Genomic DNA, 13853 nt, shown 5'->3' with positions numbered 1-13853 from the left:
TATCAAATCCTACCAATTATCTCAGAATTACATGAGCAGATTTGATACGCCCTTTTTCAGGAAGATAACACAATAGCGAGGACGCAATGGCTGCCGATACCCTTATCCATGATTTTGAACTGCCTTTTCAGCTGTATGATGTACTTGATACAGAAACCCTTTGTACGCACCCTAAATTTGCCGAGCATAATAAAGCCACCTTTGATGCGGTGTTAGACACTGCCAAAAAAATGGCAACCAATCTGTTTTTACCACACAACCATCTTGCTGATAAAGATGAACCACAGTTTGATGGTAAAAAAGTGAGCATGATTGATGATGTGAAGGTTGCATTTGATGCCTTTCGAGAATCAGGCTTTATTGCAGGTCGTTATTCATTTGAAGACGGTGGCATGCAACTGCCAGAAACGGTATTGACTGCTTTATCAGGCTATTTTATGGCTGCCAACCCATCCACAACGGCTTACCCATTTTTGACCTCAGCGGCTGCCAATGTGATTATGCACTGTGCCAGCGAAGACATTAAAAATGCCTTTGTGCCAAGAATGCTAACGGGTGACTTTACAGGCACGATGGCATTGACTGAACCACATGCCGGCTCATCACTTGCTGATATTAGAACCACTGCGGTGAAACAAGCGGATGGCAGTTATCGCATTAAAGGCAGTAAAATTTATATCTCAGGTGGTGAGCATGAACTGTCTGACAATATTGTCCATTTGGTATTGGCAAAAGTACCAGGTGGTCCTGCAGGGGTGAAAGGCATCTCATTATTTGTTGTACCAAAATATCGCTTGAATGATGATTTATCGGTTGGACAACGTAATGATGTGCATTTGGCAGGCTTGCTACATAAGCTTGGCTACCGTGGTACAACCTCAACCGCTTTAAGCTTTGGCGATGCAGACGATTGCCACGGTTATCTTGTGGGTGAAGAACATTTTGGTCTGCGTTATATGTTTATGATGATGAATGAGGCACGCATTGGCGTAGGCTTTGGGGCATCTATGATTGGCTACCGTGGTTATCAATATTCGCTAGACTACGCCAAAGACCGTACCCAAGGCAGAATTGCACCCAACAACAAACCTGAAGACCCAGCGACGCCCATCATTCATCATGGTGATGTCAAACGTATGTTGCTTGCCCAAAAAGCTTATGCTGAAGGCGGTATCTCCTTATGTTTATATGGCTCAAACTTAATTGACCGTATTAACACTTGTGATGACGACAAACGCAGAGCTGAGCTAAAAGAGCTGTTGGATTTATTAACCCCAGTGCTTAAAGCATGGCCTTCAGAATATGGACCAAAGGCAAATGATTTGGGCATTCAAATATTAGGCGGTGCGGGCTACACCCGTGAATATTTTGCCGAACAATTTTGGCGTGACAACCGTTTGAACCCGATTCATGAAGGCACTAACGGTATTCAGGCATTGGATTTATCATTCCGTAAACTGTGGCAAAACAACGGATTGGGCTTGCAAGTGCTAACACAAGAAATCGAAAAAGACATGGCAATCATTGTTGAACCTGACAATCACTCGCCACAAACGGCATTGCTTGCTCAGAAACTACAACCCTATATGGCAAAACTACAAGCGGTTTTATTACAAATTACCAAGTTATTGCCAACACAAGAAGCCATTACTTTAACAGGGAATGCACAAGCATTAATGAATATTTTCTCATCGGTAGTGGTAAGTTGGATTTGGCTACGTCAGGCAGGTAAAGCAGAACAGCTTCTGCACGCCATTGCTAATGATGATAATGAACAAGACAAACAAAACTACTATCAAGGTAAGTTACAAGCGGCGAAGTATTTTATTGATTGGGAACTCCCCAGCGTTAGCCGTGATATTGATTTATTAACCAACACCAACTCAGTTTGCACTGATATGCAAGTTGAATGGTTTTAATTAAATAGTTTTACACGATAGCAAGCTAATATAAGTTAACAATGATTTTAACCAATGCAAACAGCATTTACCTAAACATCATGGTATTGGTTGTTTGGCAACAATTAATTAAATAGGGATTTAAAAAACCCAAAAGGAGCAAAAAATGACAACTGAAACATTAACCAATAAGCAATGGCGATTAAAGCAAAGACCCGTTGGCGAGCCAAGTGCAGAAACTTGGGAATTTACCCAAGCAGAAGTCCCTAGCATTAAAGATGGTCAGGTACTTATTAAGATTGAATATATCTCGGTTGACCCTGCCATGCGTGGTTGGTTAAACGATGCTAAGTCTTACATTGCGCCAGTTGCTGTGGGTGATGTGATGCGTGCAGGCACAGTGGGTAAAATCCTCGAAAGTAAGCTAGAAGGCTTTGAAGCAGGCGATTATGTTGGTGGCTACAGTGGCGTACAGGCATATGATGTGAGCGATGGCACAGGGCTTTATAAAATTGACCCTAATTTAGCACCATTACCATACTACTTGGGTGTGCTTGGTATGCCAGGGATGACAGGCTATTTTGGTTTGTTAAACACAGGGGAACCAAAAGAAGGTGAAACGGTTGTGGTATCAGGTGCAGCTGGTGCAGTCGGTGGTTTGGTAGGGCAAATTGCTAAAATTAAAGGTTGCCGAGTGGTGGGTATTGCCGGTGGACCTGAAAAGTGCCAATTTTTGATTGATGAGCTTGGTTTTGATGCCGTTATTGACTACAAAAATGAAAATGTGAAGGCTGGGCTTCAAAAAGCATGCCCTGATGGGGTAGATGTTTATTTTGATAACGTTGGTGGTGATATTTTAGACGACGTACTTACCCAAATTAACCTAAAAGCTCGTATTGTGATTTGTGGTGCCATTAGCCAATACAATAACACCACACCAGTTAAAGGACCTTCAAACTATTTGTCTTTATTGGTGAATCGTGCACGTATGGAAGGTATTGTGGTATTTGATAATGCCAAAGAATACTCAGTGGCAGCCAAAGAAATTGCCGGTTGGATACAAGAAGGTAAAGTAAAAGTGAAAGACCATATTGTGGAAGGCATAGATACCTTCCCAGATACCTTAATGATGCTATTTAAGGGTCAAAACTTTGGTAAATTAATTATTAAAGTAGGAGACTAATAATGTCAGCAGTAACAGAAGTTGCAGCAAATGTGACAGGAAAAAAAGTCCTTATTACTGGTGGTGCATCGGGTATTGGTGCTGCCAGTGCATTACTACTTGCAAGCCGTGGCGCAAAGGTTATTATTGCCGACTTGTCTGACGAGCATGGGCAACAAGTGGTAAGCCAAGCTGAGCAGGCAGGTAACCCAATTTTGTTTAAAAAAGTAGACGTGACCAGTGGTGATGAAGTCCGTGCTTTATTTGCTTATGCGATGCAAGAGCTTGGCGGATTAGACGTTGTGGTTAACAATGCTGGCGTAGACCATTTGCCAAAGGCATTGCATGAGCTTAGTGATGATGATTTTGATAGAACCATTAATATTAACCTAAAAGGCGTATGGCACTGCATGCGTGCAGCAATTGCTTGCATGGCACCAAGTGGCGGTGGTCATGTGATTAACCTCGCATCAGTGGCAGGACTCCGCTCGTCTCCAGGGTTGTCTGCCTATTGTGCCTCTAAGCATGGGGTGATGGGCTTAACCAAAACCGCTGCCCTTGAGTATGCAAAGGCCAATATCCGTTTTAATGCGGTTTGCCCAAGCTTTATTGACACGCCTATGGTACGCAACACCATGGAAACAATGGACGAGGCAAGCCAGAAAAAACTGACTCATGCCAGTCCTCTGCGTCGTTTAGGTACAGTAGAAGAGGTATCTGCTGCGATAGCTTGGCTAGCCAGTGATGAAAGTAGCTTTGTGAATGGACATGCCTTTACCCTAGATGGTGGCATGCTGGCTTAATATCACCTTGCTATCGTTAATAAAATAAAAAACTGATATGGCGCATACTTGTAAAGATAACTATCTAAAGCGTTTTTGCACAAAAGCTGTATCAGCTTTTTATTTGTTAACTTCAAATGATGTTACAAATAATGTGACGCATCAGAAATGGCGTCATCTTTTTAAAAGATGTAGAATTTAAAAAGGCAATGCGCTTTTTTTAGCAATGCTATTTTTGCAAAGGGAAAGCGTAACCTGAAGGTGCTAAACCCTATACTAACCGAACGCTTAAGCTTTTTTACCTACAATTACAGTAAACACCATGTGAAAGCCAAGAGTTGTTGGTTTTTAAGTAAAAATTACGGTTAGTATGTGACATCAGTGAGTACAAAAAACTTTTGTTAAAGGCTTAAAATTGATGTGTGGTGAGCATCAGTTTATAAAACAGTTGAGCCATGAATGCATAGCAATAACAGAATGAATAAAAGGACATCCTTATGAAAGACTTATTTGATTTAACAGGAAAAGTTGCATTAGTTACAGGTGCTAGCCGTGGTATCGGTGAGTCCATTGCACGATTATTGGCAACCAAAGGCGCACACGTGATTGTTTCTAGCCGAAAAATAGACGCTTGCCAAGCAGTGGCAGACAGTATTGTTGCAGAGGGTGGCAGTGCCAGTGCGTTTGCGTGCCATATTGGCGAGATGTCACAGATAGACGCTATTTTTGCGCATATTAAAAATGAGTTTGGCAAAATTGACATCTTAGTAAATAATGCGGCAGCCAACCCTTACTTTGGGCATATTCTTGACACCGATGAAGCTGCTTTTAGCAAAACAGTGGATGTGAATATCCGTGGTTATTTCTTTATGTCGGTTGCAGCCGGTAAGCTCATGCGCGAGCAAGAAACAGGTGGTGTTATTTTAAATACGGCATCGGTTAATGGTATTACCCCAGGCGATAAACAAGGGATTTATTCGGTAACAAAAGCGGCGGTTATTAGTATGACCAAAGCATTTGCTAAAGAATGTGGCAACTTAAATATTCGAGTTAATGCGTTACTACCAGGGTTAACAGACACCAAATTTGCTTCTACCCTGACTAGCAATGAAGATATTTTAAAATCAGTGCTTCATGCCATTCCACTGGGTCGTGTTGCACACCCTGACGAGATGGCAGGCACGGTACTTTATTTGGTTTCGGATGCGTCTAGCTATACCACAGGTACAACGGTCATTGTTGATGGCGGTATGTTAGCCTAATATAAAATTAAGAGCTATGATTAAAAGCTTTTAAACCTGATGTACTGCTTAAGTTATTGGCTGTACTCGGTTTAAAAGCTTTAATTTTTGGTTAAACTTTTTAAAACAGCATCACACTGGTTAATTAATGGTAAATCCACCATTACGCCATCAATAGCAAAGGTTGCTTCTTTTGTTTTTGCATAATGTTCAATGACCTTTTGGGCAAAATGAGTGTCTATTTTGTTTGAAGCAAACGCCTTGTTTATAGTGCCAAGCTGGTTAGGATGAATGGCAAGCATGCCAGAAAAACCTAAGTCAGCAACATAATCGGCGGTTTTGGTTAATCCTGCATCATCTTTAAAATCAGCATAAATGCTTTCAATAGGTGGGTTTAAACCGTTGGCTTTACTTGCCAATAACAGTTGATAGCGCAAATGGTTGATAAAGTCTTTTTGTGCGGGCGAATTTAAGCTTAAGTTTAGCTCGTTACAAATATCTAACGTACCATAACTAATGGCATGTAAACCTTTGATATAAGCCTTACTCACAATGGCCTTTAGCATATAAATGGCATGGGCTGTTTCTAATTGTGCAATGATGGGCAGCTTTGTCATGTTGTGCACATGCTCAATGGTTTCGCCATTTTCTACTTTTGGCAACACAATACCTACAAGATGTTTTTTTAACTGTTGGCAAAGTAATAAGTCTTGCTGAAAATCGGATTTATCATCATTTTGTTTACCGCCAATGTTGTTTATCCTTATCCAAATGGGCGTTTCTCTTTTTATTGTTTGGGTTGCAAAAAACTGTTGCAAGTTATGCCTTGCTGTTGTTTTGTCTGCGTGGCTAACTGCGTCTTCTAAATCAATTATGACTGCATCGGCATCACTGGTAAGTGCTTTATTGATTCTGTCCATACGATTTGCAGGTACAAATAAGTATGAGCGAGATATACATAAGTTGGGATGATGGCTCATTAGATGCTCCAAAAAGATGGCTATTAATTTAGGATAAATCAACCATTGTATCAATGTTGGGTTGTTTTATTGTTAAAAGATATCGCTTACTTAAATAGTAGCAAGATTTTTAAGCGTAAAATACTCATTAATCACACTTTTATAACTATTTCTTGTCCCCATTTAAGCTATAATATGCGCTTAGGCAGTTCAATCAATTGATACAGCTAAATTCAATAACAGCCAGATTAAATACTTTGCTGATTAACTGTTAGTTTGATTGTGTATTGAGCTTAGCCCTAAGCAATTCTTTAATAAAATAAAACTTAATTAACTCGATTATGACAGCATCTCAATCTCAAAATTTTTCAAACACTTTTGCCGTTGGACAACGCTACTTATCAGACACCGAAGCCGAACTTGGTTTGGGAGTGGTGATAGATGTAGAAGAGCGTTGCGTCCATGTTTTGTTTCCTCAAAGTGAAGAAACCAGAGCGTATGCTCAAAACTCGGCGCCATTATCTCGCGTGGTTTTTAAAGCAGGTGACTGTGTAACCGACCAAGACGGCAATACCTATAAAGTTACTGGGACTGATGAGCTAATGGGGGTGCTTAAGTACCAAGTAGAAGATAGCGAGGGTAATGCCAAGTCTATTATGGAAACACGTTTGGCAGCAAATATCACGCTTGCCAAACCGCTAGAAAGGCTGATGGCAGGGCAGGTTGAGCGCAGTGATTGGTATGATTTACGCCAAGATGTTTTGCGCATGCAAGCGGCAATTGCTGGACACCCTTTAAAAGGCTTAATGGGTGCAAGAGTCGATATTATTGAGCATCAGCTCTACATTGCCCATGAGGTTGGTAAGCGTATTGCGCCTCGTGTTTTGTTAGCGGATGAAGTAGGGCTTGGTAAAACCATAGAAGCTGGTTTGATTATCCATCAGCAACTACTGACAGGCAAAGCTGAGCGAGTGCTTGTTTTGGTGCCAGATAGCTTGCAATATCAATGGATGATTGAAATGCGTCGTCGTTTTAATCTTGAGTTTTCGTTATTTGATTTGGTTCGGACAGCCGCAATTAAAGAGCATAATCCAGAACAAAATGTATTTTTAACTGAGCAATGTATTATTGCCAGTTTAGACTTGTTGCTGGATCACCATGATTTATATGACCAAGCGATGGAAGCGGGCTTTGACTTATTGGTAGTTGATGAGGCGCATCATTTACATTGGGATGCAGAACATGGCGGTAATGAAAAATATGATTTAGTTGCCGACTTTGCCGAAGAAACAGCAGGTGTTTTACTTTTAACCGCAACCCCAGAGCAATTGGGCGTAGAAAGCCATTTTGCTCGCCTACGTTTGTTAGACCCAGACCGCTTTGATGATTTAGAAGACTTTATTGCCAGCTCGGATGCGTTTGCACAAACGGCAATGGTGGCAACGGTGTTAATGGATGAAAAACCATTAAGTGATGCCCAAATAGGGGCATTGGCCGGTTTATTGGGTATGGAGCAACAACAACTGGACAACATTAATACGGATGCAAAACTGCGCCAGCATGTATTAAACGACTTGTTAGACAGACATGGCACAGGGCGTGTATTGTTCCGTAATACTCGTGAGAGTGTGCAAGGATTTTATGGCCGTTGTTGCCAGGCTTATCCGTTGCCATTGCCAGAACAATGGAAAGGCAGCTACCAAACCTGTGGTAAGTTAAAAGAGCAGTTGTGGGGAGAAGAGAACCAACCGGATGGCGGTTGGCTTGAATATGACCCTCGTGTGCCTTGGTTAATAGATATTTTAAAAACGGATTTAAAACAAAATAAAGTGTTACTGATTGCTCGCAGCGGTGCAACGGTAGAAAGTTTAGAGGCCGTACTTCGTTTGCATGCAGGTATTAAAACTGCCGTATTTACCGAGCAAATGACCTTGTTAGAGAGAGACCAAGCATCGGCTTATTTTGCTGATGAAGAAGGTGCGCAAATCTTATTGTGTTCTGAAATTGGCTCAGAAGGGCGAAATTTTCAATTTGCTAGCCATTTAATTTTGTTTGATTTGCCTGCCAACCCAGATACGTTAGAACAACGCATTGGTCGCCTTGACCGCATTGGGCAAAGCCAACAAATTACCTTACATGTGCCTTATGTTTCTGGTACAGCGCAAGAAAGACTGTTCCACTGGTATAACGGTGCTTTAAACATTTTTAATCAAATCTCGCCAACGGCTCAAACGGTACAAGAGCAATTTATTATGGCGTTAAAACCTTTGTTAGAAGGTGCTAACACTGAAGAAGCCGATAGTTTGGAAACTGACTCAAATAGCCAACACACCCTAACAGGGTTGGTAGATGAAGGGGCCAACATTCGTTTAGCATTAGAAGCAGAGTTGCAACAAGGGCGAGACCGCTTGTTAGAATATAACTCTTGCCGACCCCGTGTGGCAGGGCGTATTGCTAGTACCATGCAAGACTTTGATGAGCACAATGTTTTACCAGCCTTTTTTGAGCGTTTTTTAGATGTTGCCAATATTGACCACAGTGAGCAACGTGATGGTACTTGGGTGATTCATCCACCTGAGTCAAATAAACATAGCGACTTTGACAGTTTGCCTATTAGCGAAGAGGGCATGACTTTAACCTTTGATCGTCGCCAAGCGTTAAGCCGTGAAGATATTGCCTATCTCACGCATGAGCACCCGTTAATGCAATCGGTTTATGAAATGGCAAACAGTGGCACATTTGGTAATACCGCTGTGGTTATGCTAAAAAGTAATGCCATGCCAGAAGGTATGGTAATGGTAGAAGCAAACTACCGAGTATGTGCGGTTGCCCCTAAAATGCTTAATTTGTCTGCTGTTTTACCAATGCAAAATATTCGGGTATTTATTAGTGAGCAAGGTCAAGATTTGTCTGAGCGCATTAGCAGTGAGATGATTGCACCCTACATCACGCATTTAGATAAAAATCGTGCCAGACAAGTTGTTAAAATGCGTGCGGCATTGATTGAAGACCGTTATCACGACAGTGAACAATTGGCAAAAGCAAAACTTGCTGCTATTAGCGAACAAGCAAAAGACCGCTTTAGCCAACAATGGCAACGTGAGACTGACCGACTTCGCCACTTGCAAGCCATTAATCCAAATGTTCGAGACAGTGAGATTGAACGCCTAGAAACCTTAAAGGCTCAAGGTGAGCAGGCATTGGATAATCTATCGCTAATTCCTGATAGCATTCGAGTATTGGTTGCGGTTAAGCCTTGATGAAACTATAACTACAAGATTAACATGTAAAAAAAGGACGCTTAGCGTCCTTTTTTAATACCAACTTTTCTAATACTAATAGTTACCTGTTACTTCGCTTCCAACGCTTCAATACGGGCTTTTAAGTCCATGATTAACGCAACAATGTCTTGTTCTTTAATGTTAATTGCACCATTGTCACCATCAATGTGTACCGTTTCGTTACCGTTTACGTCTAATAATGTGATGTCGCCTTGATGACCGTTACCACCAAGTAATAGATTGCCATTACCACCATCAATATGAACCGTTTGGTTACCCTCAGCATCTTTTAATGTCACATCACCTTGTGCACCTTCACCACCCATCGTTAGGTTGCCATTACCGCCATCAATGTGTACTGTGCAGCCACCCTCTGTATGCAACAAAGATACATCGCCTTGATGACCATTACCGCCCATTTTAAGATTGCCGTTACCGCCATCTAAATGAATGGTCTCTTCACGTTCTGGACCATAAAGTGTGATGTCACCTTGGTGACCGTGACCACCCATATCTAAATTAGCGTTACCCCCGTTAAGTGCAACCGTTGTATTACCACTTTCATCATTTAGGTTAATAATATTATCGCTCATAGTCTTTCCTTAGATTGTTAAATTAATTGATTAGATTCGTACCATTAAACAAAAAATTTTATATAGTACCATTACAAGTATGATGTAGATGAATGACAAAACTATTAAACAGATGTATGATTAAGGTAAACAGATGTTAATAGTCATTTAATACAAGATAAGCGTATGACCCCTGCAATTACCCTAGCCAAACAAAAAAAATTAGACTATAAAATTCATGAATACACGCATGAGGCAACGGCTGAGTCCTATGGGCTAGAGGCAGCAGAAAAATTGGGCATACCAAGCATGCAAGTGTTTAAAACACTGGTGGTGGCTGATGATAAAGATAAGCTGGCAGTTGCGATTTTACCCGTTGATCAAAAGCTGAATTTGAAAAAAATGGCTAAAGCCATCGGTGCAAAAAAGGCTAATATGGCAGACCCTATACTGGTAGAAAAAACCACAGGTTATGTGTTGGGCGGAGTTAGTCCTTTAGGGCAAAAAAAGCGATTAACTACCGTTATTGATACATCAGCACAACAACAAAAAACAATGTATGTTAGTGCTGGCAAAAGAGGGCTAGAAATAGAACTGCCTCCAGCGCAACTTTTGGCAACGTTATCGGCAAAATTTGCAGATATAGTCATGGATTAAAAGAACTAAACAAAGATAATAAAAAAGCTAAACAGATATTTGTTTAGCTTTTTTATTGGTTTTTTATTTACGTTTTTTGCTTTTGCCCTGTACGGCTTTAAAACGCCCTTCAGTTTTGTTGATAACAAACACACGACCACGGCGGCGTACAACTTGGCAGTCTGGATGGCGACTTTTTGCACTTTTTAATGAGCTTAATACTTGCATAATATATCCTTCTTTTGACATAAAAATGTTATAACATAACAATAATTGGCTATATTAATATAAATGGGATTTATTATCAATAAAAAAAGCACCCTAAGGTGCTTTTTAAAGAAATAATAAGTTAAATAAACTTGCTAAAAAATGCGTTTAATCAAGGAATGAGAAATTGTCTTCATCCATTGCCATCATGCTTTCGCTAGGTGCCACCATGCTTTCTGCATGCCCTGATGCACGTGGTAAAAGCTTATCAAAATAAAACTCAGCTGTTTGAATTTTTGCTTTATAGAACTCAGGTGATTCGGTGCCACCATTTTCTAATTTATCATAAGCAATCGCGGCCATACGTGCCCAGTGATAACCCATCATAACGTAACCTGCATACATTAGGTAGTCATCGCAAGCCGCAGAGATTATCTCTCTATCTTTACGAGCCATTAACATGATACGAACGGTTAACGTATTCCATTCAGCACACAGCTTGGTTAATGCCCAAACATACTTACGCATGTCTTTGTCTAGCGCATATTCACCACACCATTTCATCACACTTGCGGTATAGTCACGCACCACCTTGCCTTTAGAGCCAAGAATAATCTTACGACCCAATAAATCAAGAGCCTGAACGCCAGTGGTACCTTCATAAAGTGTTGAGATACGAGCATCACGTAAGATTTGCTCCATGCCCCATTCTTTGATATAGCCATGACCGCCAAATATTTGCATACCATGCTTGGCAACTTCATTTGATAGCTCAGTCAAAAAGCCTTTCAAGATTGGGGTATAAAAACCAATTTTATCATCCCATTTTTCAAATTTTTTCTGATCGCCAATGGCAATGCCTTCTGACATTTTGTCGGCATAGCGGGCAGAATGATAAATCATCGAGCGACCACCTTCGGTGATGGCTTTCATTGTTAACAATAAACGTCGTACATCAGCATGGTTGATGATGGTGTCGGCAACATGTTCTGGATTTTTCTTGCCAGATAACGCACGCATAGAACGACGCTCTTTAGCGTAAGGTAGGGCGTTTTGATATGACAATTCACAGTGTGCTAATGCTTGGATACCGGTACCAAGGCGAGCAGTGTTCATAAATGTGAACATGGCACGCAAGCCTTTATGTGGTTCACCAATTAAGTAGCCTTTGGCATCATCAAAGTTTAATACACAAGTTGCTGAGGCATTGATACCCATTTTATGTTCGATAGAACCACAGGTCACCGTGTTACGTTCGCCAACTTCGCCTTCGTCATTTGGTACAAATTTAGGCACGATAAATAGTGAAATACCTTTTGTGCCTGCTGGGGCATCTGGCAATCTAGCTAATACGATGTGGATGATATTTTCGGCTAAATCATGCTCACCGCTAGAAATAAAGATTTTTGAGCCATTTAGCTTATAGGTACCATCACCGTTTGGTTCTGCTTTTGTTTTAACTTGACCTAAGTCGGTACCTGCTTGGGCTTCGGTTAAGCACATGGTGCCAGACCAAGTGCCTTCAACCAATTTTGGCAGATATAAGTCTTTTTGAGCATCATCACCATAATGCAAAATGGTGTTAATACAGCCAGTTGATAATCCTGGATACATTGACCATGACCAGTTAGCCGTACCAATCATCTCTGATTTAACCAAGTTAAGTGACATAGGTAAATTCATACCGCCGTATTGCTCTGGGTAAGCAATACCTTGCCAACCACCTTCAACAAACTGGTTATAAGCGTCTTTAAAACCTTCTGGTGTGGTAACGACGCCATTATCAAAATGACAACCTTCGGCATCACCTGATTGATATAGTGGAGAAATAACGCCTTCAGCAAAGTCTGCCATACCTTGTAAAATCATATCGACAGTTTCTGGATCAGCATTTTCGCCATTTGATAAAGTAGCGTAATGGTCTTGAAAATGGAAAACGTCGTTCATTAAAAATTTAATATCACGAAGGGGGGCCTTATAGGTAAGCATAGTAGCTCCTTGTAAAAATAAGGGAATTTGATTGTGCTATCGTTTATAGAAAGGTATATCTAAACTTGCGACAAAGTATATCTAAAAGTTAAGAAGAAAAACACCATGTATAACTAAAAGTCATATACGAGGTGGTCATCCATGGCTTATGGTTATGAATAACCAATTTATAGCGTATTTACATCCACTTTTTTGCCTGTCCATTGCTCAAAACTTAACGCTGCTTGCCCAATCAGCATGCCCTTGCCATCGCTCACGTTGGCACCTTTATCCTCAAAATGCTGTAAAAACGGTAGGTCACGCCCATACATCATGTCGTAGGCCTTGGTACAGCTTAGTGTATCGGCGAGTGGCAATTTATCGCCAGATAACCCTATTGAAGTTGCGTTAATAATCACATCATAACTGCCAGTTAACGCCTCAATACTGCTGGCACTCAGTTTTGCCTGTTTAATTAGAGCTGCTATGTTGTTTGGTAGGTTATTTGCCTGTTTTTGGCAGTCTTCAATCAATGCATCTGCTTTGGTTACAGTACGGTTTGCAACATGAATGCTGCTCACGCCAGCAGCAAGCAGCGGCAAAATAATGCCACGGCTGGCACCACCTGCACCAATAATGGCAATGTTTTTATCCTTTAACTCCCAACCCAAGTTTTGTATGTGATTAACCAGCCCTTGTCCATCGGTATTGTGTCCACAAAGTTTGCCATTTTGCATATAAAGGGTATTCACTGCGCCAGCTACTTGTGCATGCGGGGTTAAATTAGTGTGACACAATTTATATGCCATTTGTTTAAAAGGTACGGTTACGTTTGCCCCAACACCACCGCCATTAAAAAAAGCTTCAACCACTGCTGTAAAACTGTGCACGTCGTTAGGGCATAGCTGGCGGGCATAGCGGATTGATAAACCAACTTGGGCTGCAAAACCTTGATGTATTTGTGGAGATTGACTGTGTGCAATTGGATTGCCAATGACAATGAAGTGTTGTGTTGACATTAAACTTCCTTTTTATCTAAAAGTCGTTTTAGGGTTAACTAAGGTGAGTGGGTGTTAAATGTATTTAAATTTTTGTTAGCATAACAAATCTGTATCAAAACGATAAGTGAATATAAGAAAACTGGTTA

11 protein-coding genes are annotated in these 13853 nt (G+C 40.9%); 6 read left to right on the top strand and 5 right to left on the bottom strand.

Features of this window, described 5'->3' with window-relative positions:
* Nucleotides 1-86: 86 nt before the first annotated feature.
* The 4 genes from VH441_RS04915 to VH441_RS04900 all read left to right on the top strand — a co-directional run bounded on the left by VH441_RS04915 (nucleotide 87) and on the right by VH441_RS04900 (nucleotide 5104).
* Nucleotides 87-1919, top strand: a complete 1833-nt coding sequence (locus VH441_RS04915; RefSeq protein ID WP_434352567.1) for an acyl-CoA dehydrogenase — start codon at nucleotides 87-89, stop codon at nucleotides 1917-1919.
* A 145-nt stretch (nucleotides 1920-2064) separates the two neighbouring features.
* On the top strand, nucleotides 2065-3081 hold the full coding sequence (locus tag VH441_RS04910) for an NADP-dependent oxidoreductase (protein WP_434352566.1): 1017 nt from the start codon (nucleotides 2065-2067) through the stop codon (nucleotides 3079-3081).
* A 2-nt stretch (nucleotides 3082-3083) separates the two neighbouring features.
* Entirely contained in the window at nucleotides 3084-3863 is a 780-nt protein-coding gene (locus VH441_RS04905) for an SDR family NAD(P)-dependent oxidoreductase (protein WP_434352565.1), read from the top strand.
* Nucleotides 3864-4339: 476 nt separating this feature from the next.
* Complete coding sequence (locus VH441_RS04900; RefSeq protein ID WP_434352564.1) at nucleotides 4340-5104, top strand: SDR family oxidoreductase; 765 nt, start codon at nucleotides 4340-4342, stop codon at nucleotides 5102-5104.
* An 80-nt stretch (nucleotides 5105-5184) separates the two neighbouring features.
* Here VH441_RS04900 and VH441_RS04895 read toward each other — a convergent pair whose 3' ends face one another.
* A complete protein-coding gene (locus VH441_RS04895) occupies nucleotides 5185-6063 on the bottom strand; it encodes an HpcH/HpaI aldolase/citrate lyase family protein (protein WP_434352563.1) in 879 nt (292 codons plus the stop codon).
* Nucleotides 6064-6383: 320 nt separating this feature from the next.
* On the opposite strand from VH441_RS04895, the gene rapA reads away from it, so the two are divergent.
* On the top strand, nucleotides 6384-9302 hold the full coding sequence (gene rapA / locus VH441_RS04890) for an RNA polymerase-associated protein RapA (protein WP_434352562.1): 2919 nt from the start codon (nucleotides 6384-6386) through the stop codon (nucleotides 9300-9302).
* Between the two features lie 89 nt (nucleotides 9303-9391).
* On the opposite strand, the gene VH441_RS04885 is transcribed toward rapA, so the two are convergent.
* Nucleotides 9392-9916, bottom strand: coding sequence for a hypothetical protein (locus VH441_RS04885; RefSeq protein WP_434352561.1), 525 nt, complete (start codon nucleotides 9914-9916; stop codon nucleotides 9392-9394).
* 165 nt (nucleotides 9917-10081) lie between these two features.
* Here VH441_RS04885 and ybaK point away from each other — a divergent pair, with 165 nt between their 5' ends.
* Nucleotides 10082-10552 (top strand): Cys-tRNA(Pro) deacylase, encoded by a 471-nt coding sequence (gene ybaK, locus VH441_RS04880; RefSeq protein ID WP_434352560.1) that lies wholly within the window; start codon nucleotides 10082-10084, stop codon nucleotides 10550-10552.
* A gap of 63 nt (nucleotides 10553-10615) precedes the next feature.
* Here ybaK and ykgO read toward each other — a convergent pair whose 3' ends face one another.
* The 3 genes from ykgO to aroE form a co-directional block, all read right to left on the bottom strand.
* Complete coding sequence (gene ykgO / locus VH441_RS04875) at nucleotides 10616-10759, bottom strand: type B 50S ribosomal protein L36 (protein WP_434352559.1); 144 nt, start codon at nucleotides 10757-10759, stop codon at nucleotides 10616-10618.
* A 147-nt stretch (nucleotides 10760-10906) separates the two neighbouring features.
* A complete protein-coding gene (locus VH441_RS04870) occupies nucleotides 10907-12727 on the bottom strand; it encodes an acyl-CoA dehydrogenase C-terminal domain-containing protein (protein WP_434352558.1) in 1821 nt (606 codons plus the stop codon).
* A gap of 167 nt (nucleotides 12728-12894) precedes the next feature.
* Complete coding sequence (gene aroE, locus VH441_RS04865) at nucleotides 12895-13725, bottom strand: shikimate dehydrogenase (protein ID WP_434352557.1); 831 nt, start codon at nucleotides 13723-13725, stop codon at nucleotides 12895-12897.
* Nucleotides 13726-13853 lie beyond the last annotated feature (128 nt).

It is taken from the genome of Psychrobacter sp. HD31 (assembly GCF_051097895.1).
Classification (GTDB): domain Bacteria; phylum Pseudomonadota; class Gammaproteobacteria; order Pseudomonadales; family Moraxellaceae; genus Psychrobacter.
The sequence above is the reverse complement of the archived record's forward strand: the minus strand, read 5'-3'. Positions and strand labels throughout refer to the sequence as shown.